Source organism: Streptomyces sp. MMG1121 (assembly GCF_001280015.1).
Lineage (GTDB): Bacteria > Actinomycetota > Actinomycetes > Streptomycetales > Streptomycetaceae > Streptomyces.
In genome coordinates, this window is sequence record NZ_LGDV01000164.1 from 86,252 (window position 1) to 112,933 (window position 26,682).

The following is a 26,682-nucleotide window of genomic DNA, read 5'->3' on the forward strand; positions in this document are numbered from 1 at the left end:
CGGGACGGACCGGGCGGGCCAGAGCGTCGTTCTCCGGGGGGACGGCGGGAGTTTTCCCGCCATTCACCCGGGGTGGCCTCTGCCGCGCCGGTCCGCCGCGCACTAGATTCAGTCCATGGCGGATACGAAACGCGAGATCGAGCGCAAGTACGAATCCGACGACAGCGGGCTGCCCGACCTGACCGGCGTCGGCGCGGTGGCGGCCGTGCTCGACAAGGGCGTGGTCCAACTCGACGCCACCTACTACGACACGGCCGACGAACGCCTGGCCGCCGCCTCCCTCACCCTGCGCCGCCGCACCGGCGGTTCGGACGCCGGCTGGCATCTGAAGTTCCCGGTCGCCCCCGGCGTCCGCGACGAGATCCGCGCACCGCTCTCCGACACCGTCCCCGAGGAGATCGCCGGCCTCGTCCGCTCCCGGGTCCGGGACGCCGAGCTGATCCCGCTGGTCCGGCTGCGTTCCGTCCGCGATGTGCGCCATCTGGTCGACGCCGACGGTGCGCTGCTGGCCGAGGCGAGTGCGGACGCCGTGACCGCCGAGCGACTCGGCGGCGCGGGCGGGGCCGCCCAGTGGACCGAGATCGAGGTGGAGCTGGCCGACGGCGGCGATCCCGCCCTCATGGACCTGGTGGACAAACGGCTGCGCAAGGCGGGCGTACACCCGTCGCGGTCGCCGTCGAAACTCGCCCGGGCCCTGGAGCAGACCTCCGGCCGCCGCAGTCGTGGAAAAGGCAGGCCCGCGCGCCCCCCGGTGACGGCCGGCGACCACGTCCTCGCCTACCTCCGGGCCCAGCGGGACGTGCTGGTCGAGCTGGACCCCGCCGTCCGCCGTGACGTGCCCGACTCCGTGCACCGGATGCGAGTCGCCACCCGCCGCGCCCGCAGCACCCTGCGCAGCTTCCGCTCGGTCCTCGACCGCACCGTCACCGACCCCATCGGCGTGGAGCTGAAGTGGCTCGCGGGCGAGCTGGGTGTCGACCGCGACCAGGAGGTACTGGCCGACCGCCTGACGACCGCCCTCGACACCCTCCCGTCCGCCCTGGTCCACGGCCCGGTCCTAGAGCGCCTCACCTCCTGGGCACAGGCCCGGCACGGCAGCGCGCACAGCCGTCTGACCGGCGTCCTCGACTCCCGCCGCTATCTGACGCTGCTGGACACACTGGACGCCCTGCTCGCCGACCCGCCGCTGCGGAAGGCGGGCGGGAAGCGGCCGCAGAAGGTGCTCGACAAGGCCGTACGCAAGGACCTGACGACCCTGTCCGCCCTGGTCGGGCAGGCCCTCGAGGTCCCGCCCGGCGAGGAGCGCGACCTCGCCGTGCACGAGGCCCGCAAGAAGGCCAAGCGCACCCGGTACGCGGCCGAGGCGGCCACCGAGGCCCTGCGCAAACCGGCCCGCTCCCTGACCAAGGACATGAAGTCCCTGACGACCCTCCTCGGCGACCACCAGGACAGCGTCATGGCCCGCCGGACCCTGCACGAGCTGTCCGCGGTGGCGCACGCGGCGGGGGAGAGCGCGTTCACGTACGGCCTGCTGTACGGCAGGGAGGAGGCACGGGCGGCCGCCGCGGAGGCGGAGCTGCCGGGGCTGTGGCGGAAGATCGGCGCCGGGGCCGTTTTCTGAGCGTACGGGGGAGCCTTCCGGGCGGGTTACGCTTGATGGTCACCCCTGTCAGCTCACAAAGGTTCCTCCGATGTCTGTCGAGTCGGTGTTCCCGCAGCTCGAAGCCCTGCTCCCGCACGTGCAGAAGCCGATCCAGTACGTAGGCGGCGAGCTGAACTCCACCGTCAAGGAGTGGGACAGCTGCGACGTCCGCTGGGCGCTCATGTACCCGGACGCGTACGAGGTCGGCCTGCCCAACCAGGGCGTCATGATCCTCTACGAGGTCCTCAACGAGCGGGAGGGCGTCCTCGCCGAGCGCACGTACAGCGTGTGGCCGGACCTGGAGGCGCTGATGCGCGAGCACGGCGTCCCCCAGTTCACGGTGGACAGCCACCGCCCGGTGAAGGCCTTCGACGTGTTCGGCCTGTCCTTCTCCACGGAGCTGGGCTACACGAACATGCTGACGGCGCTGGACCTGGCGGGAATCCCGCTGGAGTCCAAGGACCGCACGATCGACGACCCGATCGTCCTCGCCGGCGGCCACGCGGCCTTCAACCCCGAGCCGATCGCGGACTTCATCGACGCGGCGATCATCGGTGACGGCGAGCAGGCCGTCCTCGACATGACGAGGATCATCCGCGAGTGGAAGGCCGAGGGCCGCCCGGGAGGCCGCGAGGAGGTCCTCTTCCGCCTGGCCAAGACGGGTGCGGTGTACATCCCGGCGTTCTACGACGTCGAGTACCTGCCGGACGGCCGTATCGCGCGCGTGGTGCCCAACAAGTCGGGTGTCCCGTGGCGCGTGTCGAAGCACACGGTCATGGACCTGGACGAGTGGCCGTACCCGAAGCAGCCCCTGGTCCCGCTCGCCGAGACGGTCCACGAGCGCATGTCGGTCGAGATCTTCCGGGGCTGCACGCGCGGCTGCCGCTTCTGCCAGGCGGGCATGATCACGCGCCCGGTGCGCGAGCGCTCGATCACGGGCATCGGCGAGATGGTGGAGAAGGGCCTGAAGGCCACCGGCTTCGAGGAGGTCGGCCTCCTCTCCCTCTCCTCCGCCGACCACTCGGAGATCGGCGACATCGCCAAGGGCCTCGCGGACCGGTACGAGGAAGACAAGATCGGCCTCTCCCTGCCCTCCACCCGGGTGGACGCCTTCAACGTCGACCTGGCCAACGAGCTGACCCGCAACGGCCGCCGCTCCGGCCTGACCTTCGCCCCGGAGGGCGGCTCGGAGCGCATGCGCAAGGTCATCAACAAGATGGTCTCGGAGGAGGACCTGATCCGTACGGTCGCGACGGCCTACGGCAACGGCTGGCGTCAGGTGAAGCTGTACTTCATGTGCGGCCTGCCGACGGAGACGGACGAGGACGTCCTGCAGATCGCCGACATGGCGATGCACGTGATCCAGAAGGGCCGCGAGGTCTCGGGCTCGAACGACATCCGCTGCACGGTCTCGATCGGCGGCTTCGTCCCCAAGCCCCACACCCCCTTCCAGTGGGCGCCCCAGCTCTCCGCCGAGGAGACGGACGCCCGCCTGGCCAAGCTCCGGGACAAGATCCGCGGCGACAAGAAGTACGGCCGCTCGATCGGCTTCCGCTACCACGACGGCAAGCCCGGCATCGTGGAGGGACTGCTCTCCCGCGGCGACCGCCGCATCGGCGCAGTGATCCGCGCGGTCTACGACGACGGCGGCCGCTTCGACGGCTGGCGCGAGCACTTCTCCTACGACCGGTGGATGGCCTGCGCGGACAAGGCCCTGCCCGCCTTCGGCGTCGACGTCGCCTGGTACACCACCCGCGAGCGGGGCTACGAGGAGGTCCTCCCCTGGGACCACCTCGACTCCGGCCTGGACAAGGACTGGCTCTGGGAGGACTGGCAGGACGCCCTCGACGAAACAGAGGTCGAGGACTGCCGCTGGACCCCGTGCTTCGACTGCGGCGTCTGCCCGCAGATGGACACCCACATCCAGATCGGCCCGACCGGCAAGAAGTTGCTGCCGCTGACGGTCAAGAACGCGGGTCCGACGCCGGCTTCGAGTGGTCACGCGCACTGAGGTGGGCGAGGCGCTCGATCGGGTGGTTGAGGCGCTGGCGGGGGTGAGTGAGGAGGAGGTGGCTGCGGCGCTGGCTGTGGTCGGCGCTTCGAGCCCTCGCCCGTCGGCGCCCGCTCGGACGCCGCTGCCGGGCCCTGGATGAGCCTCGCACATCGTCTCCGAGGCGGCCGCCCGGCCCGGGGTATTGCAGCACCCGCATCGCTGCCGTCTTCGTCTTGGCGGCGTGGGCCACGAGACTCTCGGCCGAAGTGCTCTCGCCTGCGGGCCACAGATCACCGAAGTCATGTCCCAGGCACGTCTCTGTCGGCTTGCCCAGCACGGTGGCCATCGCTGGGTTCAGGCTGCGGATGGATCCGTCCAGCGTCAGAAGAGCCGCCGGGTCAGGCATGTGAAGGAGTTCGTCCGAGGCATTCATCTGCGGCTCTCTAGCGCATACCAAAACATCCCCTTCATTCATATTCGCGCATTCTGCCGTCACATCTTGAGACAAAGGTGCGATTGACCGCCTACATCAAGTGACGATGGCAGGGCCCGCTGGAAACGGAGCACGGCAGCCCGTGAAGAGGGAGTGACAGAACTTGGTTGCGGTGCAGCAGCGAAATTCAGCAACCTGGCTTTATTCACAAGTGGTGCCGTCAGTTGTTCGGTCATACCGCAGATGCCCAAGGGTGAGCTGTCAGCGGCGGTCTGGTGTGATCACCGTGCCGGCATGAAGATGCCCGGCTGCCGGCCCAGCACGTCGGACGCCCCGCGCCACCGAGTGGGCGGGACCCTGACCTGCGTGTGAGAATGGGGTACTGGATCGCAGTTCGGTGTCCGACGCCCGCCCGTCGCTGCGTAGGGAAGCGGGCGCGGTACTTGACGTCCTCCCGCAATCCCATCGACACGCTGGGAGGCTCTCTGTGAGCGACCGTCTCAATGCGTGGCCGACGCTGGTCCATGAGGACTTGGCGCCGATGGTCGACTACGTGAACCGGTTGGTACAGGTCGCAGGCAAGTACACCCTTGACGAGCCCTTCGAAGTCGGCTGGGGGAACATCGTCCTCGATGTCACACCCCGGGGACTCAGGACGCCAACGCTTCGGCAGCGCGGCGTGACCTTCACGGTGCACTACAGCTTGCTCGACGGTGGCGTGGTCATCGAGGCCGACAACGGCTCGCGGACAGTGCCCTTGTCCAACGGGTCAGTCGCCATGTTCTACAGGTCCTTCTGCGATGCGGCAGACGAGCTCGGCATACACCGACCGCGCAGCTCGTTGATCTGCGAGATTCCGGATGCCCCGCCGCGCTTCGAGGACGATCGTGCCGAACGCACCTGGGATGGCCACGCGGCCCGGCTGATCTGGACAGCGCTGAACCTCGCCGCTGACGGGCTCGAGGCGTGGCAGGCCCCCTTCCTGGGACACCGCCCTCGGGTGGGTGTGATGTGGGGCGGCTTCGACCTGTCCGCCACGCGTTACCGGGCGCAGCCCACCGTGCCGCCGGCCCACCAGCCGCCGTTCATGCAGAACGCCCAACTCGACGCGTACGTGTCGGTGGGATTCTCCTTCGGGGATGCCGAGGCGCCGAATGCCGGCATGTACGCGTACATCTGGCCCCAGCCGGACGGTCTCAGGGGCCGGTCCTGGGGTGTTGAGGGCGCCGCCTGGCATCCTGACGCTGGTCTGGTTCGTCTGCCGTGGGCCAGGCTCAGGGAGACGGCGGACCCGCACGAGGCCATTGTGGCGTTCGGCGACGCCGTCTACGATGCCGCCGTCGAGACGGCGGGCTGGCCGTCCGACCTCGTCGGACCCCGCGTCGAGGGTTGGTACAAGAGCAGGACACCGCCCGCGCTCGTCCAGCACCAGCACGGCTGACTCGGGCCGGGATCGGTCCTCACGGCTGGCTCCTGCGGGTTCCATCTCGACGGCCCGCCGCCCTCACGGGCGGCGAGGTCATCAGCAACGGGCCCGCGGCCTCCAGCGCCCGTTGGAGACTTCGACGCGACCGCTATGGCCGCCATTGCCCGATCCGCATAGAGCTACGGATCAGAAGGTCGCTGACGTCCACGGCTGACATCAACGAGGCCGGACGGGGGCGTACACCGGCGTCTCTGTTCGGCTGTCGCACCAGCCGACGACCGCGGCTGGAGCGGGCTCGGATCGAACTCCTGAAGCGGGTGTCGACGACCGGCGTCATTCCTCGCCGTGCCCCACCGGGAAGGGGGCTCCCTGGTGTTCTCCGGGGCGTACGCGCAGTTCAGGCGGTACCCGTTTGGGTCATGCCGTCACACCAGAGACTTGTCCGAAATGCCGGTCATCGGGGCTGTCGGTACGTTCGTCGCAGGTCGGTTGCACCGGCCGGCATCCGTGCGACAGAGAGAAGTGACATGTCTCCGCGTATTTTTGCTGTGGTCGGCACGGGAGTAGGCGTGACCGTCCTGGTGGCCGCCAGCATCACCTACGCTTCGGCCGACGGTTCCACCCCGGCTTCCCCCGCCGTCCACCGGGCGGCCCGGCCTGTGCACCGAGCCGCGCCTCCGGCGGCTCCCGTGGGCGGCAGGAGCGCAGGCGGGGAGAAGGGCGAGGGTCGCGGTGCCGGTGGAGGCGACCACGGCCATGGGCGGGTCGGAAAGATCTACTTCAACGAACGTATGTACTCGGCCTCCGCCGAGGGCTGCATCACGGCGACCGGCTCCGGCAGCTTCAGTGTTTTCAATGACAGCCGCAGGACCGTCGAGGTCTACCGGGGCTTTTCCTGTGACGACGGTGCTCCGGTCACCACCGTGGGTCCTCACGGAGAGACCTTTGGCACGGTGACCCGCACCGGCCTCGGGGGCGTGTTCGGTGACGATGGTGTCGTGGGCAGCTTCCGGGTGATCGGCCACCACGGCGAGTGGTGACGGCGCCGCCCCTCAGGCCGTGAGGCCCTCGATCGCCACAGGAAGGTGGCGGGGGCCACGCAGCACCGCGTTGGCCCGGTACGGCGGCGGGTCCTCGAGCAGCCCGGAGAACCTGACCCGGCGGAACAGTTCGGGCACGGCCACATGGAGCTCTATGCGGGCGAGAGCGGCGCCGAAGCAGTAGTGGATGCCGGTGTAGAAGCCCAGGTGCTCGTTGTCCTTGCGGTCGGGATCGAACCGGTCGGGGTCCTTGAAACGCTTGGGGTCGCGGTTGGCCGCGGCCAGCATGAGCCAGACCGGGGAGCCCTTGGGAATGGTGGTGCCGGCGACGTCGATGTCGGCCAGGGCGGTGGTCCACGTGACGAACTGCACCGGGGGTTCGTAGCGCAGCACTTCCTCGATGAGCGGGACGGCCAGGTCCGGCTCCTTCTGGAACCGCTCGAGGATGTCGGGGTGGCGCAGCAGGGTGAGGGTCGTATTGGTGATCGCGTTGACCGTGGTCTCGTGGCCGGCGACCAGGAGCAGCACCGCGGTGGCCTCCAGGTCCGCCGGTGTCATGTCGGGGGTGAGCGCGCTGAGTATCCCGGTGCCGGGGTGGCGGCGTTTGGTCTCGATGAGATCGGCCAGGTACGCGCCCAACTCCTGGCGCGCCCGCTGCCCCTTTTCCTGGCCGTCGTCGCCGGGGTGGGGATCGAGCGCCGACGCCAGGGCATCGGCCCAGACGTGGAAGCGTGGTTCGTCCTCGCGCGGCACGCCGAGGACCTTGCAGATGGCGGTGACGGGAAGGGGGTAGGCGAAGTCCTCGACGATGTCGACCTGGTCCTTGCCTTCGAAGGCGTCGAGCAGCTCGGTGACGACCTTGCTCAGCTCTCCGCGCAGACCGTCGAGGAATCTGGGGCTGTGCGGGGGTCCGAACGGCCGGTTGATGGTGTCGCGCAGCTGGTCGTGCACAGGCGGGTCGGTGAAGATGAAGCCGGGCGGCAGGCCGGTCTCCTCCGCCGGTTGTCCGGGGCGGGCGTAGCCCGGCGGGCGGTTGCGTGTGTCGTTGCTCAGCCGCGGGTCGTTGGCCAGGTTCCGCACTTCGTAGTAGGTGCTGACCAGGTAGGTGCCGTCGTCCTCCCGCCTGACCGGTTGCTTGCGCAGTTCCGCGTAGAGCGGGTAGGGGTCGGCCCGATTGGCGTAGTCGGTGATCTGCGCGGAGATGGTGCCGGGCGTCATGGTGTCTCCTGAGGGCTCCGGGCCGCACAGGGCGGTTGATCAGGCACGTGACGGAACGAACCGGACGCGCCGTTCGCTCGGTGAGTGGCCCGTCAGCGTGACTGTGGCCCCGTGGGTGGGCAGATGGGGATCCGGGAAGGCCGGGTCGACCGGCTCCAGCGATTCGGTACGCCGGTCGACCGTGCGGTACTCCGGCGGGAAGGGGGCGCCGGCCGCGATCTGCTGCTCGTAGAACCCCAGCCACTTGGCTCCGTCGAAGGACGCCGCGGCGATGACGCGGCCGCGGTACCCGTAGACCGCCACGAACCGCTCCTCGGCGAGCGCCCCCTGGGCGACGACCAGCTGGTCGCCCAGCGAGGGCACACCCACCGACTTGATGTTGACGCCGAACTGGGAGGACCAGAACATCGGCAGCCACAGGTGCGGCCGGCGCTGGGGACCCGCACAGATCATGTTGTGGGCGGCGATCTCGGCCTGCTCGACCGCGTTGCCCCAGTGCTCCAGCGCCAGGAACTGGTAATCGAAGAGCGGGTGGGGGCTGCGTGCGACGTCACCGGCTGCGTAGATGTCGTCGGTGACGATGCCGTTGACGTCGAACACCCGGCACCCGGCGTCGCACGCGATCCCCCGGGGGCCCGCGGCCACCCCCGAGCCGGCGAGCCATTCCGTGTTCCGCATGGCACCGAGCGAGACGACCGCCACCTCCACGTCGATCGCCGAGCCGTCGGACAGATGGGCGCGCCTGAGCCGTCCCACATAGTCACCCTCGAGCGCGGTGACGCTGATGCCGCAGCGCAGGTCGACTCCGTGCTTGCGCTGCATCCGGTCGGCGACCGCGCCGATCACCCCGCCGAGTGCGCCCACCAGCGGTGCCGGGCCGCGTTCGGCGACCGTGACCGCAAGGCCCAGCTCCCGGCAGGCGGAGGCGACCTCGGAGCCCGTGAAACCGGCGCCGATCACCAGCACCCGGGACACGCCCCCGGTCAGCTTCCGGCGCAGGCGTGCGGAGTCGTCGCGGGTCCGCAGCACGAACACCCCGTCCAGTGCGGCCTGTTCCGGGTGGAACCAGGGCCGCGCTCTGGTCCCGGTGGTGATCAGCAGGCGATCGTAGGGAACGGTGTCGCCGTTCGCCAGGCGTACCTGCTTGGCCTCCCGGTCCAGGCCCTCGGCAGCGACGCCCAGCCGCCATTCGGCGTCGATGTCGCGCCGCCGCGGCAGCGCGGTGTCCTCGGGCTGTGCTCGCCCGAGCAGCGCCTGCTTGGACAGCGGCGGCCGGTCGTAGGGTTCGTACGACTCGTCGCCGATCATGGTCAGTGATCCGGTGAAGCCCTCCTCGCGCAGGGTCTCCGCCGCGCGCAGACCGGCCAGCGAGGCGCCGACCACGACGATGCGGCCCTGGCGCCGCAGGACCTCGACGTCCGTGTCAGCCGACATGGGGCTCCACCCGCTTCGTCGGCTCATCGGAGTAGTCGACGAGGATGGCCTGGACCGGGCAGGCGGCCGCGGCCTTCTCCACCCGGTCACGTTGTGCCTCGTCGAAGCGAGGGGAGAACAGCAGCGCTTCTTCCCCGTGCAGGGAGAAGACGTCCGGGGCGAGGAAGACGCACTGCGCGAATCCCTGGCATCGGTTGAGATCGACGACAAGCCTCATCTGGTACCCGCTCCCTGCTGGGGCCGCGGTTCTCCCCGGGCGCGTCCGCGCCTTGCGCCGCGAACTCCGCAGCCCTTGCGCTCGGTCCGTACGATCGGACGGCATGCCTCACCTTCAGGATCGACTCCTTCGGAGGGGCTCGCAAACCGGGACGCGGCGGCTTCGGGAAGCCTCTCTCGATCGAATGGGATCGGCTGGTCCTTACCGGTCGGGCTGCCGGTCGGGCGTGACGCTAGCCGGTTCCGAGGGCGTCGCGCAGGACCGAGATGGCCTGGTCGACGGCCGCACGGGCGGCCTTGGACCGGCGGAGCGAGTTGATCATCATGAAGTCGTGCACGATGCCGTCGTAGCGCACCGTGGTGACCGGGACGCCGGCGGCCCGTAGCTTGGCCGCGTACGCCTCGCCCTCGTCGCGCAGCACGTCGGCCTCGTCCACGATCAGCAGGGCCGGCGGCAGGTCGGTGAGTTGTTGGGTGGTGGCGTGGTTGGGAGAGGCGGTGATCTCCGCGCGCTGCTTCGGGTCGGTGGTGTAGGCGTCCCAGAACCACTCCATCGCCTTGCGGCTGAGGTAGTAGCCGGTGTCGAACTGGTCGTAGGACGTGGTGTCCATGTTCGCGTCCGTGACCGGGTAGTACATCGACTGCTGTACGAAGGTGACGTCTCCGCGTTCTTTGGCCAGCAGGGTGAGCGCGGCGGTCATGTTCCCGCCGACCGAGTCGCCGGCCACCGCCATGCGCCCGGCGTCCAGGCCCTTGGACGCTCCCTCACGCGTGATCCACTGCGCCGTGGCATAGCCCTGCTCGATGGCCACGGGGTAGTGGGCCTCCGGTGAGGGCGTGTACTCGACGAAGGCCACCGCCGCCTGCACACCGACCGCCAACTCCCGCACCAGGCGGTCATGGGTGGCGGCGTTGCCCAGCACCCAGCCACCGCCGTGCATGTACAGGATGACGGGCAGCGCTCCGGTGGCGCCCTCCGGTTTGACGATGCGCACCCGTACGTCGCCCACGGAGGCCGATACGGTGATCCACTCCTCGGAGACCGGCAGTTTGTCGATCGGTGCCGCCTGCAGGTCGTCGAGGACCTTGCGCGCTTCGGCCGGCTTCAGCTCGTACAGGAACGGCGGCTTCGAGGTCGCGTCGGCCAGTTCCTGAGCCGGGCGCTCCAGGATGAGCGAGGGAAATTGAGAGGCCATGACAATGCTCCCTGGCAGGGCTGAGAGGCATGGTGAGGACAGGCGGGCGCGTCGATCCCGCCCCGGGGGCGCCGGCGCCGCCGCACGCCTGGGCTCTGGGCCGAGCTCCTGATCAAGCCCTCGATGGGGCAGTACGGCCATCGTAGTCGCGGGCCCCGACACCCTCGACTTGGGACGCCGGCCGGCGTCCCCGTCGCAGGCGATGAAGCGGCACGGGCGACGGGGCTCGCCGGGGCGTTGCCAGGCAGAAGCACCTCCGCCTCTTCGGCTCCTCCGTCCGCGCGGCGTCAACTGAAGGCAAAGCGGGGTCAGTTGCCGTGCGGGTCCTCGGTCGCTTCGTCATGACCTGCCCGCCGGTCGGGACGTACATGGGCAAGGGGCACATCGGTCGCCGCCGCGGCCGTCATCGGGTGTCCGCGGGAGAAGTACGGCATCAGCGGCGTCGACGTCGGCCCCACGTTCGACCGAGAGCGGAAGCGCCGCCGGCCGGTCGAGCCGCGCCGGAGATCAAACGCCGTGGTGTGTACGAGGAGTTCGTGCGCGTCCACATCGTGCACGACGCCCCTGACGGCGAACAGCGTTCGCGCACCGCCGACATGGCGCCCGGCCGCCGGACGGCAACGGCGTCCCGGTCACCGGCACCGGAGGCCGCCGCCGGGGGACGGGAGGCGGCACCCGCGCGGAGCTCAACAGCCGTTCAGGGCAAGCGATCACCGTAGCGGTGTCGTTTCTTCGTTCGAGGTGTCACACGTCCCGCTGAAAAGCCGACGACACAGCGACCACCGCTCGCGTACGGCTCCCCCTTGATCAAGCTGGTGTCTTCTGCGAAGGAGACGCCACCGTGCGAATTTCTGACATTCAGCGCTGCGAGGTCCGGCCCGGGCGGCTCGTCGAGTGGACGTTCAGCCCGGCGACCATCGCGGCCGCGGCAGTGCTGGCGCCGGATCCGCGGCCGCCGGCGTACATCCAGGAGTCGCACATCAGAACGGCCCGGTCGGTGCGGGAGGACGGCCTGTTCGTACCGACCTGGCTCGGCACGGCGTTCGACCTGCCGGGCCGAGCCGACCTCGACAAGCTGGAACAGGCGTTGCGTGGCTGGACGCTGCGTCACGAGACGCTGCGCAGCGGCTTCAGGTGGACCGGCGACGACATGCACCGGTTCACGCTCGACGAGAACGACGTGTCGCTGCACCGCGAGGTGGTCGGCGACTTCGCCGACGCGGGAGCGCTGATCCGCTATCTGCAGGACCGATTTGACGCCGCGGCGGACGCGCTCGGCTGGCCGAACCTCATCTACACGGCGGTCGTTCGCGAGGACTCCACCAGCGTGTACATGGCCTTCGACCACACCAATGTCGACGCCTACTCCATCCATCGCATCCCGGAGGAGATCCACGAACTGTACCTGGCGGGCGTCACGGGGCAGCCCGTCACCGGCACGCCCGCGGGAAGTTACGTCGACTTCTGCGAGCAGGAACGGGCGAACGCGGACGGCATCGACGACACGCACGCGATCGTGGCGCGCTGGCGGGAGTTCATCAGCCGGTGCGACGGGAGGCTTCCGGAGTTCCCCGTCGACCTCGGTCTGCAGCCCGGTGGCGAGCTGCCCGCGCAGAAGCTGGTGTGCGAGCCGCTCGTCGACGCGGACGCGGCGGCCGCGTTCGAGGCGTATTGCCGGCCCTACGGCGGCAGCCTGGTGGGTGTCCTGGCCGCGACCAGTCTGATCGTCCACGAGCTCGGCGGGCAGCCGGTCTACCGCACGGTCGTACCGTTCCACACCCGGCTGAAGTCCGCGTGGTCGGACTCGGTGGGCTGGTACGTCGGCGGCGCACCCATCGAGGTGCCCGCGGCGCGGGACTTCGACGACGCGCTCGCCACGGTCCGCTCCGAACTGCGGGCCAACCGGTCGCTGGCGCGCATTCCACTGGCCCGGGTACTGCGTCTGCTCGGCGCGGACTTCCGTCCGACGTCACCGGATATGTACTCGATCATCTCGTATGTGGATGCCCGTCTCATCCCCGGTTCGGAAGCCTGGGCCGAGCAGAAGGCGTACGGACTGATCCGGGTGTCGTACGGCGACCAGGTGTGCGCCTGGGTCAACCGGCTGCACGAGGGGCTGTGGTTCGCCTGCCGCTACCCGGACACCGAGGTCGCGTACAAGAACGTACGGCTGTACGTCGAGGGACTGCGGGACCTGATCGTCTCCGTGCCGGCGCGCGATCGTTCGCGGGTCGCGGAGCCGGCGTTCTCCTGACGCAACTTTCTTCGGCATCACTCGTGTTGGTGCCGGTGCCGGGCCGTACCTGACACCGGTTCACCTGACGCAACTTCGGGTTCCGCGCGGCAATCCATGTCTCCATACGGCCAGTTGGCGTCCATTCGTTGATTCTGTGGGGCTATATCCCTCTCGGGATGGATGTCTGGTGTGGAATGCCACATCTCGCTACTGCTAGTGTTTGTGCAGTCACGCTAGGCAACCAGCATCGCTGTATAGGCAAAGAACCGAGGGTTCCATGCGCAAGCTCCAGCAGGTCGTGATCGCAGCAATGGCGGCCGGCGGTCTGGCCGCCATCGGCGCCGGCACCGCCACCGCCGACTCCTACGGCGGGGACCAGCCGCAGGCGGTCGACCTCTTCCGCCCCTACCAGGAGTGCAGTCCGCAGACGGTGTCCGAGAACGACGTCCCGATCGGCGTGCTCGGCCTCGCCGGCACCAGCGACACGGCCTGCGGTCAGTTCAACGACGCTTTCCACGTCTGAGCCGGGCACTGCGGGCATCCCTAGGAAGGAAAGCGCAACACATGTTCAGCAGAAAGAAGATCGCGGCTGTCTCGGGGCTCGTCGGCGGCCTCGCTGTGACATGCATCGGCGTCGCCCCGGCGCATGCCGCGGCAAGCCCGGGGACCTGTACTCGCGACATCCTGGGCAATCTCAGCTGCACCCAGCGGATCAAGGGTGAAGTGCCCGAAGGCGGCACCTTGCCGCACCAGGAGACCTGCCACCCGGTGGAGCCCACGAGGTTGCCCGCCTTCCTGGGGCAGGGGGTGGAGCGACTCGGGCCCGAGGTGACCTGTTCCCCTACGACGGTGGGGGTGCCGGCGCCGGACAAGGACGACGAGCAGATGTCGCCCGACATGCCGCGCTGAGCCTCCAGGGTTCGGATCCTTCCGGCCGACGCGACATGTGGAGTGAGATCCCCGGTAACTACTGACGGTGTGTATATGCTCACATTAAGTAGTCAAGCCGGGCGCTCCGCCTGGGTAAGGAAGGGTCAAACCATGCGTAAGTTTCAGCGCGTTGCGGTCGTAGCGGCAGCGATTGCGGGGCTGTCCGCCCTCGGCGCGGGGGTCAGCTCCGCCGCCGGTAACGAGGACGCGCCTCCGCAGATCACCGCCGTGGCCAACTCGTCGGCCAACGCCGTGGCCGTCGGCGGCGGTTACTACACCCAGCCGCAGGGCCAGCCGCAGGGCCAGCAGCAGGACGAGGGGCACCCCGGGCCCGAGCAGGGCTACGGCCAGCACCAGGGCGACGAGTAAAGACGTACCGAGGGCTCAGCCTCTCGGCACCGGCACGGGCGAATCGGCCTTCTCCGGAAGCCTGATGCGCATCGTACGAACTCGGCATCCGGGACCAGCACCGCTTCGGTCTGTTCACCGGTGTGCGGAGTGAAACCGTGGCGAAGACGGCCCGGACGCACGACGATCCTGTCGGGTACGCGTCCGGGCTGCGCCAATCCCGCCGCTGGGCGCGCTGACAAAGCGTCCGGTGGCGGAATGCTCTGTATTCGACCTTCTCGGGCCCGGGCGCACGCCAGTCAATGGCACACGCGCCCGGGCCTCCGTCGTAAAGGAAAACAACTCATGTTCACTGCACGGAAGATCGCCACCGTCACGGGGCTCGTCGGAAGTCTCGCCGTGTTCTGCGTCGGCGCCGGACACGCGTACGCAGAGGGGCCCAAGGGCAGCTGCAAGAGCACCGAACAGGGCGGCACGGTCTGCGTTCACAAGACCGAGACCCGCATCGACAAGAACGGCGCGCACGTCATCAAGCAGGCGCAGGACTGCTCGACGTCCGACCGTCCGCGCGTGGTGTTTCCGGAGGACACACTGGTGGGTGGCGGGTCCGCGAGCGTCGGACCGGTGGTGGACTGCTCCAACACGGCAAAGCTACCCAAGGGCTTCAGGAAGCCGCACATCGAGTTCTGAGCGCTTTCGGCCGGAACAAACGACAATCCCCGGTATCCCGACCATCGGTCGGGATACCGGGGATTGTTTTCTTGACCTACTTGAACGAGTTGTTGCAGCCCATGGACGAGCCCAGGGACGACTGCTGCGCACCCGGGTTGCCCTCGCCGTTCAGGCCGTTGCCCAGAACGCCGTTGAGGATGCCGACCTCGCCGAGGACGTCTGCGTTCAGGTCGTGCGACCGGCAGGTGCTGCTCTGCGAGATATTGAATTCATCGCCGCCTCTGCCCCTGCCCCCGCCCTGGTCGGCGTGGGCAGTGCCGGCACCCAGGAGCCCGAGGCTCCCGAATGCGGCGACGAGAACGGCGGCGGTGCGGAGCTTCTGCATGTGATCTCCGATGGAATGAGGTGGATGCGATCTCTGGGAAATCGCCATCTTTGTCAACATGAATGCTGATACGAAATACCCGAGAAATCGAGCGACGCGCCGAACTCGAGCTGTTTTTCGCTATCTCGGAGAACTGTCGGCGCACACAAATGGTCCCGGCGCCCGGCCTGCGGCCCGGCGCCGGGACCATTTACCGTCCGGCGTCTCGGCGCCGGACCACGGCTCAGAAGGCGCTGTTGTTGCAGCCCATCGTCGAGCCGATGTTGGTGGCCTGGGCGCCCGGGTTGCCCTCGCCGTTCAGGGCGTTGCCCAGCAGGCCGTTGAGCAGGCCGACCTCGCCGAGGACGTCGAGGTTCAGGTCGTGCGACTTGCAGTGGGAGCTCTGCGTGATGTTGAACCTGTCCCCGTGGTCGCCGCCCTTGCCGTCGCCCTGGCCGCCGGCGTACGCCGTGCCGCTCACGAGTCCGATGCTGCTGAGTGCGGCAACCAGGACGGCAACGTTGCGAAGCTTGCGCATGTCATCTCCGTGGAGTGAGTGGATGCGATCTGTGACAGATCGACTTTTTACAGTTACGGGAGATTAGTACGAAATACGCTAAAACCGGCAACGACGCGCCGCTTTCGTGATCGTGAAGCAAAAACACCCGGAAGTCGTATCGCATGCGAACGGGCCTCTCGGTGGCGATCTCCGAAAGGCCCGCGCATGCCGGGTGTTTCCGTCCGGACGTCAGCGCGAATGCGCGTTGGCGAGAGCGTTCGACTGACTGTTGGCCTGGGTGCAGTCGATGCCCCGGGTCTCGGAGGCGGCGAGCAGAGCGACCGGGACGTTCGCGCCGAGCAGGGTCTGCGGGCTGCACTCCTGGGACGGACGGAACAGGTTGGCCTGGCCGACCGGAGCGCCCAGTCCCGGCTGCGGGGCCGCCGGCGAAATCTGCGGATTGATCTGCGGATTCAGCTGAGGGTTGAGCTGCGGAGCGACATCGGTGCCCCGCTGTGGGGCCGCCTGTGGCGCCGGGTTGCCGTAGCTCTGTGCGGTCGCCTGGGCGGAGGTGGCCGAGGCGGCCTGGGCGTCCGGCTGTGAAAGGGGCGGCGGCGAGGCCCCGTTGTAGGCGGCGGGGGTGACGGCGGAGCTTGGGCCGGCACCGACGGCGGTCAGACCGCCGGCTGCTGCGACGACGAGCGCGACTTGACGAAGCTTGCGCATGAAATCCTCGGCCCTTCATTGACCTGTGCACGGAACCTGGCGAAATGCTGGTGAAGCAGCGGCAGTTGTCGCTGTTTGTTGTTGCCCTGAGCGGTGGCGATGGGTCATCGTTCTTGCCCGGTGGGGAACGAGAACTGCGCGGACTCGGATACGGGTGTCGCGCCGGGGTCACCCATTTGCCGCAAGGGCATAGGGGCCGCACCGCCTGCCCGGGTGGCTGGCAAATGGGTGACGGACCTTTGGGTGCCGTGACCACGGCGCGGGATTCTTCGTTCCGACGGGGAGATGGATTTCCCTTTTCAGGTATCGAAGGGCCGAGGGTTTCATGCGCAAGCTTCACAAGGCCGCGCTCGTTCTGGCAGCGGCCGGTGGTCTGTCCGCCATGGGCGCCGGCGTCAGCCAAGCCGCCACTCCCGTCGGATATGGCGGTGCTGCTCCAACACCGGCTCCGATGCAGCCGGATGCCCAGGCCGCGCCCCCGGCATACGCGCCACAGCAGCAGCCGCCTTACGCCGCGGCCTCGGGCACGTCGCAGGGCGTGGCACAGGTCTCCCCTCCGCAGTACCAGCAGCAGTACGCGCCCCCGCCGCCGCAGTACGCACCGCCGCAGCCGCCCCCGCAGCAGCAGACCGGCTACGCCGCCGCGTCCGCCTCGTCGCAGGGCACGGCGCAGGCCTCCACCTCGCCGTACCCGCAGCCGCCGCAGTACGCCCCGCAGCCGCAGTACGCTCCTCCGCCGCCGCAGTACGCCCCGCAGCCGCAGTACGCTCCTCCGCCGCCGCAGTACGCCCCGCAGCCGCAGTACGCCCCGCAGCAGCCGGCTCCGCAGCAGCCGGCCCCGCAGGTCACGCCGCAGGTCGTGCCCCAGGTCATGCCGCAGGTCGCCCCGCAGGTCGCCGTACCCCAGGGCTTCGCCCCGGACACCCCGACGCGGGTCACCCCGCAGGTGAACCCCCAGGTGAACCCGCAGGTGAACCCGCTCGTCAACCCGATGCTCGGGGCGCCGAGCGTCCCGGAGTTGGCGCCGGTCGGCCTCGGACAGGTCGCGGCACCGCCCCTCGGTCAGCTGGGTCTTCCCCGGCTCGGCTGACGGCCCCGCCGTCATCGTCCGCACTTCCCGCTCGATCTGCCGCAGATCACATCCGCTCGACCAACGGAGAACCAATGCGCACGTTCCACAAGGCAGTCCTCGCAGGCGCCGTCATCGGCAGCGTCTGCTCCTTCGGCGGCAACACCGCCTTCGCACACGGTGAGCCGGGCCATGACGTCGACGTCACGCAGGGCACCGAGTGCCGCTCGCACGACATGAACATCGAAGTGCTCGGCAACATCAGCGCCCTCTCCTCCGCCGCGGCCAACCTGCTGAACGGCGAAGGGAACCCGGGTGCGCAGCAGAGCCACCTCGGTTCGGACATGGGCTGCAACAGCCAGGCGTTCTGACAGGCGAGGCGCGTGCGACCTGTTGAGCCCCTTCCCCGAGCGGGAGGGGGCTCGTTCGCGCATCCGGACGGCGGGCAGGGGCGTCCTGACCGGTATGGACATGCAGAAGTCGGCGTCACGGACCGGGTCGCCGCAAGGATGTTCCGGTACGGATCGTCGTCCTCGTGCCGGTCGTGCCGGTGCGGATGGCGTGGGACGCGCTCGTCGTCGCCGGACGGTTTCTGCTGGACACGGTGGTGCGACCGGTCGGGCGCGTGCTTGTCGTCGTACCGGCCGTGTTCTTGTACCGGTACGTGCTCACTACGGTCGGACGGCCCCTCGCCCGGCCGGCGCGGCATCTGGTCGTCGTGCCCGCCCAGTGGCTGTGCACCTGGGTCCTCGCGCCCGTCGCCGGCGCTGTCGGCGTCGCCCTGTACGGGGTGCTGCGCGTTCTGTTCGTCCTGCCCGCCCTTGCGCTGCGGCGCTGGGTCCTCGTGCCCGTCGGGCGGGTTCTGGCCGTCGTGGCGCGGGAGGTGGGGGAGGCCCTCGGGCATGCGTGGCGGATCGCCGGGCGGATCTCGCGGGCCCTCGGGCGGGTTCTCGGGACGCTCTTCCGGTGGATCTTCGTGGAGCCCGGGCGACGGGTGTACCGGACCGTGCTCGCCCCGGTCGGACACGTCGTCCGGGACGCCGTCCTGCGGCCGGCCGCCGCGGGCGCGCGCGTGGTGGGGCGGGCCGTGCGCGAGGCGCCGGCCAGCGCGCGTGACGCGGTACGACAGACACGGGCCGACGCGCGACGAGCACTGTTCGGCGCACCCCGGCAGCCGGTCGCGGTGGACCGGGGGGAACTTCGGGGGCCCTCGGCACGTACTCTTGATAGGAGTACGACCGCTCTCACGAAGGACTAGGACACTGGGCAAGCGACAGCCCGAAGGCCCGCCGCCCGCACCCGCGGTGCAGCGCATCCGACTGCGCTACACCAAGCGCGGCCGCCTGAGGTTCACCAGCCACCGAGACTTCCAGCGCGCCTTCGAGCGTGCGCTGCGCCGCGCCGACGTACCCATGGCGTACTCGGCCGGATTCACGCCGCATCCGAAGGTGTCGTACGCCAATGCCGCACCCACCGGCACGGGCAGTGAGGCGGAGTACCTGGAGATCGCGCTCACCGAGGCGCGGGATCCGGAGAAACTGAGAGTTCTGCTCGACGAGTCGCTGCCCGTCGGGCTCGACATCGTCGACGCGGTCGAGGCGCGGACCTCCGGTCTCGCCGACCGGCTGACGGCCTCCGTCTGGGAGCTGCGGCTGGACGGCGTCGACCTCGGTGACGCCGAGCGCGCGGTCGAGGCCTTCACCGGGGCCGACACCGTGGAGGTGCAGCGCATGACCAAGAACGGCGTCCGTACCTTCGACGCCCGCCCGGCCGTGGCGAGCCTGGAAACACATGGTTCACCGGCTGATAGGCCGACCGACCAGCCCTGTGCGATACTGCGGCTGGTTGTTCGGCACGTGACGCCTGCCGTACGACCCGACGACGTCCTGTCCGGTCTCCGCGCCGTGGCCGACCTGGCGCCGCCGGTCCCCGCAGCGGTGACCAGGCTGGCGCAGGGGCTGTTCGATGAAGAGACCGGCACGGTGACCGACCCGCTCGCGCCCGACCGCGAGGCAACCGGGGCCCTGACGGCCAGACCGGCGGCCGCCGCGACGACGTCGACGCCGGAAGGTTCCGCGTAGGGACGGACGTCGTAGCGCCGCCCTCGTACTCGGGAGCCACCTGGGTCGGGCAGCGCACCGACCAGAAGACTTTCGCCAGGCCGTACCGACAAGGCGTACGGAACCGGCGAGACAGGACACAGAGTGCTCCCGTGCGGCGCCCGCGCCCCGGACGGCGGCCATAGCGCATCGCGCGGGCCGCGGACGTCAACGGCGGACGGCCCTTCGAGGCCGTCGCCGGACCAGGCGCGGCGCCCGGGAGCCTGACGGGAGAAACGCCCGCATGCTCGAACCGACCGAACCCGCAGAGGGTTCCGAACTGAACACGCCCAGCGACACCCTGCCGCCGCGCAGGCGTCGCCGTGCCGCATCCCGCCCGGCGGGGCCGCCGGCCGCGGCCGAGGCATCCGCCGAGGCGACCGTGCCGGCCATACCGGCCGACGAGGCGGACGAGGCTGCTGAGCAGCTTGTGACCGACGAGGTCGAGGAGACCGCCGAGGCTGGCGAGGCCGCTCAGGCGCCTGCCGCCGAGGAGGCCCCTGCCGCCGCGCGTCCGCGTCGCCGGGCCACGCGACGGGCGTCCGCCCCCGCGGGGGCACCCTCGTCCACCGAGGCCGTCGAGGCCGCCGTACCGGCCGCGTCCGCTGCCACCGAGACCGAGAAGGCCGCTGCCGTGACCGACGGTGGCGAGGTCGTCGTCGGCGAGGAGGCCGCACCGCGCCGCACCCGTCGCCGGGCCACGCGCACCGTTTCCACGCCCCCCGCCGAGGCGGAGGCGTCCCCCGCCGTCGAGCCCGCCGCCGAGGCTGGCGAGGCCGCTCAGGTGCCTGCCGCCGAGGAGGCCCCTGCCGCCGCGCGTCCGCGTCGTCGCGCGACCCGTCGTTCCTCCGCGCCCGCCGGGGCGCCGTCGTCCGCCGAGGCCGTCGAGGCCGTCGTAGCGGCCGAGCCGGCACCGCAGGAGACCGCAGGGGCCGCGGGGGCCGAGGAGGAGCAGCCCGCCGCGCGTCCGCGTCGCCGGGCCACGCGCCGTGCGGCCGCGCCCGCCGGGGCTCCGCAGGCCGCCGAGGAGGCCCCGGCGGCCGCCGAGGTCGCAGAGGCCGCCGCTCCCGCCGTGGAGGAAGCCGCCCCCGCCGCCGACGAGGCCGCTTCGCGGCGCAGTCGTCGGCGTGCCACCCGCCGGGTGTCCGCGCCCGCCGGCGGCCCCGCGCCGGACGAGGCACCCGTGGCCGAGGAGGCCGCCGCCCAGGAGCCGCAGGCCGTCGAGGCCGTCGCCGAGGCCCCGGCCGAGGAGACCGCCCCGCGTCGTTCCCGGCGTCGGGTCGTGCGTGCCGCGTCCGGGTTCTCCGAGCCCGCGCGGTCCGCTCGCGCCAAGGCCGCCGCGGCTGCCGAAGCCGACGAGGCCGACGAGGCCGAGTCCACGCGCCGCCCGGCCCGGCCCGCCGTCGCCGTCTTCCAGGCGCCGGTGTTCGCCGAGCCGAAGTTCCAGACCCCGCAGCGCGCCGCCGCCGAGGCCGCGGCCGAGGCCGCCGGTACGGAGGAGACCGCGGAGCAGGCGGAGGAGCGCGCCGAGGCCGCCCCGCGCCGTCGCCGTCGCCGAGGTGCCGTCGAGGAGCCGCAGGCCGTCGAGGCCCCCGCCGTGGAAGAGGAGACGGAGGAGGCCGCCGAGTCCGTCGAGGACCTCGCCGAGGGCGAGGAGGCCGACGAGACCGAGGGCGCCGACGGCTTCGAGGAGTCCGGCTCCCGTCGCCGTCGCCGTCGTGGCGGCCGTCGCCGCCGTCGCGGTGAGGCCGCCGAGGGCGAGGGCGACGAGCTGATCGCCGAACAGGCCGCGCAGGACGCCGAGGACACCGCCGAGCAGGAGGAAGAGGACGCCGAGGAGGCTCGTGGCGACGAGTCCGGCGGCTCCAGCTCCAGCCGCCGGCGCCGTCGTCGTCGGCGCCGTGCCGGTGACACCGGCGCCGACACCGAGCCCGACGAGGGCGACCCGGAGCGTACGGTCGTCAAGGTCCGCGAGCCGCGCAAGCCCAGCGAGCCGTCCGACGAGGTGCAGTCCATCAAGGGCTCGACCCGGCTGGAGGCCAAGAAGCAGCGCCGCCGCGAAGGCCGTGAGCAGGGGCGCCGACGCGTTCCGATCATCACCGAGGCCGAGTTCCTGGCCCGCCGCGAGGCCGTCGAGCGCGTGATGATCGTGCGCCAGCACGGCGAGCGCACGCAGATCGGCGTCCTGGAGGACGGCGTGCTCGTCGAGCACTACGTCAACAAGGAGCAGTCGACCTCGTACGTCGGCAACGTGTACCTGGGCAAGGTGCAGAACGTGCTGCCGTCGATGGAGGCCGCCTTCATCGACATCGGCAAGGGCCGCAACGCCGTCCTGTACGCCGGTGAGGTCAACTTCGAGGCGCTGGGCATGGCCAACGGCCCGCGTCGCATCGAGTCCGCCCTCAAGTCCGGCCAGCCCGTGCTCGTCCAGGTGACGAAGGACCCGATCGGACACAAGGGCGCGCGTCTGACCAGCCAGGTCTCGCTGCCCGGCCGTTACCTCGTGTACGTCCCCGAGGGCTCGATGACCGGCATCAGCCGCAAGCTGCCCGACACCGAGCGGGCCCGGCTGAAGACCATCCTCAAGAAGATCGTCCCCGAGGACGCGGGCGTCATCGTGCGCACCGCCGCCGAGGGCGCGAGCGAGGAGGAGCTGCGCCGGGACGTCGAGCGGCTGCAGGCGCAGTGGGAGGACATCCAGAAGAAGGCCAAGAGCGGCAACGCGCCGACGCTGCTGTACGGCGAGCCGGACATGACCGTCCGGGTCGTCCGCGACATCTTCAACGAGGACTTCACCAAGGTCGTCGTCAGCGGTGACGACGCCTGGGAGACCATCCACGGCTATGTCTCGCACGTTGCGCCCGACCTCGCCGGCCGGCTGTCGAAGTGGACCTCCGAGGTCGACGTCTTCGCCACGTACCGGATCGACGAGCAGCTCGCCAAGGCGCTGGACCGCAAGGTCTGGCTGCCCAGTGGCGGCTCGCTGGTGATCGACCGGACCGAGGCGATGGTCGTCGTCGACGTCAACACCGGCAAGTTCACCGGCCAGGGCGGCAACCTGGAGGAGACGGTCACCAGGAACAACCTGGAGGCGGCCGAGGAGATCGTGCGCCAGCTGCGGCTGCGCGACCTCGGCGGCATCATCGTGATCGACTTCATCGACATGGTGCTGGAGTCCAACCGGGATCTGGTGCTGCGGCGACTGCTGGAGTGCCTGGGCCGGGACCGGACCAAGCACCAGGTGGCCGAGGTGACCTCGCTGGGTCTGGTCCAGATGACCCGCAAGCGGGTCGGCCAGGGCCTGCTGGAGTCCTTCTCCGAGACCTGCGTCCACTGCAACGGCCGCGGTGTCATCGTGCACATGGAGCAGCCGAGCGCGGCCGGCGGTGGCGGTGGCGGCAAGCGCAAGAAGCGCGGCCGTGGCGGTGACGGGCACGAGCAGGCCGCTGCCGAGCACGTGCACGAGACCGTCGCCGTGGCGGTGGAGACCGGCGAGGCCGTGGAGCCCGAGACGGAGTCCGTCGTCGAGGTGGCCGCCGAGGTCGCCGAGCCCATCGCGCTGCCCGCGCCGGAGTTCGCGCCGGACGAGGAGCTGTACAGCAGCGTCGCCGAGGCGGAGGCGTCGGCCACCCGTGGCCGTTCGCGGCGCCGGGCGAGCCGCCGGGCGTCGGCTCCGGCCGGTGCGCCCAAGGCGGAGAAGGCCCCGAAGACGGCCAGGGCGGCCAGGGCGGCCAGGGCCGAGCAGGCCGAGGCCGCGAAGGAAGAGGCCGTCGTGGCGCCGGTCGCCGCGGACGTCGCCGCCGAGGAAGCGGTGGCCCGTCCGGAGCCGGTCGTCGAGGACCGGACGGTCCCGGCGCCGCAGGCCGAGGCCGAGGCTGTCGAGGAGGCCGCGCCCAAGGGCCGTACGCGTCGTCGTGCGACCCGGAAGGTGTCGGCGCCGGCCGGTTCCCCGGCGGGAGCCGAGGCGTCCGTGGTGACGGTGTCCGAGACCGCGCCCGTGGCCGAGGCGCCGGTGGCGCAGCCCGAGCCGGAGCCGGTCGCCGCGGCGCCCGCCCCGGTCGAGGAGGCGCCCGCCGAGAGCGCCGCCCCGGCCCGCCCGCGCCGCCGTGCCGTGCGCAAGGCCACCGCGCCGACCGCGTCCGAGGAGACGGCCGTCGTGGTCGTCCCGTCGGCCGCGGCGGAGGAGACCCCGGCTCCGGCCCCGGTCGCCGAGCAGGCGGTCGAGGCGCCGGTCGAGGAGGCGGCTCCGGCCAAGAAGGCGGCCCGCAAGACGGCCAAGAAGGCGGCGGTGAAGAAGGCTGCCGTCAAGAAGACCGCGGCCAAGAAGACGGCCGCGAAGAAGACGACGGCCAAGAAGGCGGCCAAGACCGCCAAGACGGCCGCCGCGAAGTCGACGGCGAAGAAGACCACCACGGTCTCCGCCACCGCCACCGACGAGGGCTGACGCCCGGGTGTGCGGCCGGTCCACGCGACCGGCCGCACACCGGCGGCGCCGGCGCGCCGGGTGACGGGCCGCACGAGCACGGGCGGCCCTCTCTCCCGGCCGTCCCCGTGACCGCCCCACACCCCCAGGCCCGGTTTGACCCCCTCGGCCGGGCCCCGTAATCTAGACCGTCGGCGTGTCATTGAGCGCGCCACATCCCCGTAAACCTCATCCTCCCGGACGCACTGCGGGCCGGGAGAGGTCGCCCGTGTGTTGTGTGGGTGGCTGGCCTGCGGGGGTGCCGGTTCTGAACGAGCGAAAGAGAGATCCGCGTGTACGCCATCGTGCGCAGCGGTGGTCGCCAGCACAAGGTTGCTGTCGGCGACATCGTTGAGGTTGACAAGATTTCCACTGCCAAGGTTGGCGACACGGTCGAGCTCTCGACCCTGCTCGTTGTCGACGGCGACGCCGTGACGAGCGACCCGTGGGTGCTCGCCGGCATCAAGGTCCAGGCCGAGGTCGTGGACCACCACAAGGGCCAGAAGATCGACATTCTGCGCTACAAGAACAAGACCGGCTACCGCCGTCGCCAGGGTCACCGTCAGCAGTACACGGCGATCAAGGTCACCGGTATCCCCACGGCTGCGAAGTAAGGGACTGAGGAGAGATGGCACACAAGAAGGGCGCATCGTCCACCCGGAACGGTCGCGACTCCAATGCCCAGCGGCTCGGCGTGAAGCGCTTCGGCGGTCAGGTCGTCAACGCGGGTGAGATCCTGGTCCGCCAGCGCGGCACCCACTTCCACCCCGGCGCCGGTGTCGGCCGTGGCGGCGACGACACGCTGTTCGCCCTCCTGCCGGGCGCGGTGGAGTTCGGTACCCACCGTGGCCGCAAGGTCGTGAACATCGTTCCGGTCGCCTGAATCACCTGATCAAGGGCTGATTCAGCACCGAACGCTTTCGCGAGGCGGACCTCACTTCCCGTTCGGGAAGGCGGGTCCGCCTTTCGCGTGTTATGCGTGAAGCAAGAGAGAAACATCCGTACTTCTGGAGGCACTGAACCATGACCACCTTCGTGGACCGCGTCGAACTGCATGTCGCCGCGGGTAACGGGGGCCACGGCTGTGCCTCCGTACACCGCGAGAAGTTCAAGCCGCTCGGCGGCCCGGACGGCGGCAACGGCGGGCGTGGCGGCGACGTCATCCTCACCGTCGACCAGTCCGTGACGACCCTTCTCGACTACCACCACTCACCGCACCGCAAGGCCACCAACGGCAAGCCCGGCGAGGGCGGCAACCGCTCCGGCAAGGACGGCGAGGACCTGGTCCTGCCGGTGCCGGACGGCACGGTCGTCCTGGACAAGGCGGGCAACGTCCTCGCGGACCTCGTCGGCCACGGGACGTCGTACATCGCCGCGCAGGGCGGCCGTGGCGGCCTCGGGAACGCGGCGCTGGCCTCCGCCCGCCGCAAGGCGCCCGGCTTCGCGCTGCTCGGCGTGCCCGGTGACCTGCAGGACATCGTCCTGGAGCTGAAGACCGTCGCCGACGTGGCGCTGGTCGGCTACCCGAGCGCCGGCAAGTCCTCGCTGATCTCCGTGCTCAGCGCGGCCAAGCCGAAGATCGCCGACTACCCCTTCACGACGCTCGTGCCCAACCTGGGCGTCGTCACCGCCGGGTCGACCGTCTACACCATCGCGGACGTGCCGGGGCTGATCCCGGGCGCCAGCCAGGGCAAGGGCCTCGGCCTGGAGTTCCTGCGGCACGTGGAGCGGTGCAGCGTGCTGGTGCACGTGCTGGACACCGCGACCCTGGAGTCCGACCGCGACCCGCTCTCCGACCTCGACATCATCGAGGAGGAGCTGCGCCAGTACGGCGGCCTCGACAACCGGCCCCGGATCGTCGTCCTGAACAAGGTCGACGTGCCGGACGGGAAGGACCTCGCCGAGATGGTCCGCCCCGACCTGGAGGCGCGCGGCTACCGCGTCTTCGAGGTGTCGGCCGTCGCCCACATCGGGCTGCGGGAGCTGACCTTCGCGCTCGGTGAGCTGGTCGCCAAGGCGCGGGCCGCGAAGCCGAAGGAGGAGGCGACGCGGATCGTCATCCGGCCCAAGGCCGTCGACGACGCGGGCTTCACCGTCACCCGCGAGGAGGTCGACGGTGAGCTGCTGTTCCGTGTGCGCGGCGAGAAGCCCGAACGCTGGGTCCGCCAGACCGACTTCAACAACGACGAGGCCGTCGGCTACCTCGCCGACCGGCTCAACCGCCTCGGTGTGGAAGACCAGTTGATGAAGGCGGGCGCCCGCTCCGGCGACGGCGTGGCCATCGGTCCGGAGGAGAACGCGGTCGTCTTCGACTGGGAGCCGACGGTCATGGCCGGCGCCGAGATGCTGGGCCGCCGCGGCGAGGACCACCGCTTCGAGGCACCCCGGCCCGCGGCCCAGCGCCGCAGGGACCAGCAGGCCGAACGCGACGAGGCCGGCCGGGAGTTCGACGACTTCGAGCCGTTCTAGGATCCGCTGTACGAGAGGGCGGGCCGGAGGTTTCCCTCCGGCCCGCCCTCTCGCGTTCCGTACCGGCGTCAGTCGTCGCCGTCCGTCAGCTCCTGGCCGACGTACTGACGGAGCCAGGTCCGGAAGTCCGGGCCCAGGTCTTCACGTTCGCACGCGAGTCTGACAATGGCACGCAGATAGTCGCCGCGGTCGCCGGTGTCGTAGCGGCGG

At 70.4% G+C, this 26,682-nt stretch carries 24 protein-coding genes and 2 pseudogenes; 17 read left to right on the plus strand and 9 right to left on the minus strand.

What is annotated here, in order from left to right; translation table 11 throughout:
* Positions 1-115 precede the first annotated feature (115 nt).
* Positions 116-1,621 (plus strand): CYTH and CHAD domain-containing protein, encoded by a 1,506-nt coding sequence (locus ADK64_RS15695; protein ID WP_053659285.1) that lies wholly within the window; start codon positions 116-118, stop codon positions 1,619-1,621.
* Positions 1,622-1,691: 70 nt separating this feature from the next.
* On the plus strand, positions 1,692-3,653 hold the full coding sequence (locus ADK64_RS15700; protein WP_053659287.1) for a TIGR03960 family B12-binding radical SAM protein: 1,962 nt from the start codon (positions 1,692-1,694) through the stop codon (positions 3,651-3,653).
* On the opposite strand, the gene ADK64_RS48985 is transcribed toward ADK64_RS15700, so the two are convergent.
* Complete coding sequence (locus ADK64_RS48985; protein WP_078992679.1) at positions 3,607-4,110, minus strand: PAS domain-containing protein; 504 nt, start codon at positions 4,108-4,110, stop codon at positions 3,607-3,609. The two genes, ADK64_RS15700 and ADK64_RS48985, sit on opposite strands and share 47 nt — an antisense overlap.
* A gap of 445 nt (positions 4,111-4,555) precedes the next feature.
* Between ADK64_RS48985 and ADK64_RS15705 the strand changes: the two genes are divergently transcribed.
* Together ADK64_RS15705 and ADK64_RS15710 are read left to right on the plus strand one after the other, a co-directional pair.
* Complete coding sequence (locus ADK64_RS15705) at positions 4,556-5,509, plus strand: DUF5996 family protein (protein ID WP_053659289.1); 954 nt, start codon at positions 4,556-4,558, stop codon at positions 5,507-5,509.
* A gap of 554 nt (positions 5,510-6,063) precedes the next feature.
* Positions 6,064-6,534 carry a hypothetical protein gene (locus ADK64_RS15710; RefSeq protein ID WP_053659291.1) on the plus strand — a complete coding sequence of 157 codons (471 nt, stop codon included), beginning with the start codon at positions 6,064-6,066 and terminating at the stop codon, positions 6,532-6,534.
* A gap of 12 nt (positions 6,535-6,546) precedes the next feature.
* Here ADK64_RS15710 and ADK64_RS15715 read toward each other — a convergent pair whose 3' ends face one another.
* The 4 genes from ADK64_RS15715 to ADK64_RS15730 all read right to left on the minus strand — a co-directional run bounded on the left by ADK64_RS15715 (position 6,547) and on the right by ADK64_RS15730 (position 10,598).
* The gene (locus ADK64_RS15715; protein ID WP_053659293.1) at positions 6,547-7,752 is read right to left on the minus strand and encodes a cytochrome P450; all 1,206 of its coding nucleotides are present in this window, start codon (positions 7,750-7,752) and stop codon (positions 6,547-6,549) included.
* 39 nt (positions 7,753-7,791) lie between these two features.
* Positions 7,792-9,186, minus strand: coding sequence for an NAD(P)/FAD-dependent oxidoreductase (locus ADK64_RS15720; RefSeq protein ID WP_053659295.1), 1,395 nt, complete (start codon positions 9,184-9,186; stop codon positions 7,792-7,794).
* Positions 9,176-9,403 carry a ferredoxin gene (locus tag ADK64_RS15725; RefSeq protein ID WP_053659297.1) on the minus strand — a complete coding sequence of 76 codons (228 nt, stop codon included), beginning with the start codon at positions 9,401-9,403 and terminating at the stop codon, positions 9,176-9,178. The genes ADK64_RS15720 and ADK64_RS15725 overlap by 11 nt, the downstream gene beginning before the upstream one ends.
* Before the next feature lie 232 nt (positions 9,404-9,635).
* A complete protein-coding gene (locus ADK64_RS15730) occupies positions 9,636-10,598 on the minus strand; it encodes an alpha/beta hydrolase (protein WP_053659299.1) in 963 nt (320 codons plus the stop codon).
* A gap of 841 nt (positions 10,599-11,439) precedes the next feature.
* Here ADK64_RS15730 and ADK64_RS15735 point away from each other — a divergent pair.
* The 5 genes from ADK64_RS15735 to ADK64_RS15755 all read left to right on the plus strand — a co-directional run bounded on the left by ADK64_RS15735 (position 11,440) and on the right by ADK64_RS15755 (position 14,802).
* Complete coding sequence (locus ADK64_RS15735; RefSeq protein ID WP_053659301.1) at positions 11,440-12,852, plus strand: condensation domain-containing protein; 1,413 nt, start codon at positions 11,440-11,442, stop codon at positions 12,850-12,852.
* Between the two features lie 259 nt (positions 12,853-13,111).
* On the plus strand, positions 13,112-13,357 hold the full coding sequence (locus ADK64_RS15740; RefSeq protein WP_053659304.1) for a hypothetical protein: 246 nt from the start codon (positions 13,112-13,114) through the stop codon (positions 13,355-13,357).
* 41 nt (positions 13,358-13,398) lie between these two features.
* The gene (locus ADK64_RS15745; protein ID WP_053659306.1) at positions 13,399-13,743 is read left to right on the plus strand and encodes a hypothetical protein; all 345 of its coding nucleotides are present in this window, start codon (positions 13,399-13,401) and stop codon (positions 13,741-13,743) included.
* 132 nt (positions 13,744-13,875) lie between these two features.
* Positions 13,876-14,133: a hypothetical protein gene (locus ADK64_RS15750; protein WP_053659307.1), complete on the plus strand. Its 258-nt coding sequence runs from the start codon at positions 13,876-13,878 to the stop codon at positions 14,131-14,133.
* A 324-nt stretch (positions 14,134-14,457) separates the two neighbouring features.
* Positions 14,458-14,802, plus strand: a complete 345-nt coding sequence (locus ADK64_RS15755; protein WP_234384590.1) for a hypothetical protein — start codon at positions 14,458-14,460, stop codon at positions 14,800-14,802.
* 76 nt (positions 14,803-14,878) lie between these two features.
* On the opposite strand, the gene ADK64_RS15760 is transcribed toward ADK64_RS15755, so the two are convergent.
* The 3 genes from ADK64_RS15760 to ADK64_RS15770 form a co-directional block, all read right to left on the minus strand.
* Entirely contained in the window at positions 14,879-15,169 is a 291-nt protein-coding gene (locus ADK64_RS15760; RefSeq protein WP_053659309.1) for a hypothetical protein, read from the minus strand.
* 223 nt (positions 15,170-15,392) lie between these two features.
* The gene (locus tag ADK64_RS15765) at positions 15,393-15,686 is read right to left on the minus strand and encodes a hypothetical protein (RefSeq protein ID WP_053659311.1); all 294 of its coding nucleotides are present in this window, start codon (positions 15,684-15,686) and stop codon (positions 15,393-15,395) included.
* Positions 15,687-15,896: 210 nt separating this feature from the next.
* Positions 15,897-16,373, minus strand: a complete 477-nt coding sequence (locus ADK64_RS15770) for a hypothetical protein (protein ID WP_053659313.1) — start codon at positions 16,371-16,373, stop codon at positions 15,897-15,899.
* Between the two features lie 325 nt (positions 16,374-16,698).
* Here ADK64_RS15770 and ADK64_RS44985 point away from each other — a divergent pair, with 325 nt between their 5' ends.
* The 8 genes and pseudogenes from ADK64_RS44985 (at position 16,699) to obgE (ending at position 26,472) form a co-directional block, all read left to right on the plus strand.
* A complete protein-coding gene (locus ADK64_RS44985; RefSeq protein ID WP_053659315.1) occupies positions 16,699-17,463 on the plus strand; it encodes a hypothetical protein in 765 nt (254 codons plus the stop codon).
* Positions 17,464-17,537: 74 nt separating this feature from the next.
* A complete protein-coding gene (locus tag ADK64_RS15780; protein WP_053659317.1) occupies positions 17,538-17,813 on the plus strand; it encodes a hypothetical protein in 276 nt (91 codons plus the stop codon).
* A gap of 140 nt (positions 17,814-17,953) precedes the next feature.
* Positions 17,954-18,700, plus strand: a pseudogene (locus ADK64_RS15785) (hypothetical protein); the annotation flags it as partial.
* Between the two features lie 46 nt (positions 18,701-18,746).
* Positions 18,747-19,523 (plus strand): TIGR03936 family radical SAM-associated protein, encoded by a 777-nt coding sequence (locus ADK64_RS15790; protein ID WP_053659319.1) that lies wholly within the window; start codon positions 18,747-18,749, stop codon positions 19,521-19,523.
* 262 nt (positions 19,524-19,785) lie between these two features.
* Positions 19,786-23,985 carry an Rne/Rng family ribonuclease gene (locus ADK64_RS15795; RefSeq protein WP_199829625.1) on the plus strand — a complete coding sequence of 1,400 codons (4,200 nt, stop codon included), beginning with the start codon at positions 19,786-19,788 and terminating at the stop codon, positions 23,983-23,985.
* A gap of 311 nt (positions 23,986-24,296) precedes the next feature.
* Positions 24,297-24,617 (plus strand): 50S ribosomal protein L21, encoded by a 321-nt coding sequence (gene rplU, locus ADK64_RS15800; RefSeq protein WP_053659321.1) that lies wholly within the window; start codon positions 24,297-24,299, stop codon positions 24,615-24,617.
* Positions 24,618-24,631: 14 nt separating this feature from the next.
* Complete coding sequence (gene rpmA, locus ADK64_RS15805; RefSeq protein WP_030779398.1) at positions 24,632-24,886, plus strand: 50S ribosomal protein L27; 255 nt, start codon at positions 24,632-24,634, stop codon at positions 24,884-24,886.
* Between the two features lie 140 nt (positions 24,887-25,026).
* Positions 25,027-26,472, plus strand: a complete 1,446-nt coding sequence (gene obgE, locus ADK64_RS15810) for a GTPase ObgE (protein WP_053659323.1) — start codon at positions 25,027-25,029, stop codon at positions 26,470-26,472.
* A 68-nt stretch (positions 26,473-26,540) separates the two neighbouring features.
* Here the strand turns inward: obgE and ADK64_RS44990 are convergent.
* Positions 26,541-26,682 (minus strand): annotated as a pseudogene (locus tag ADK64_RS44990) (UTP--glucose-1-phosphate uridylyltransferase); the annotation flags it as partial.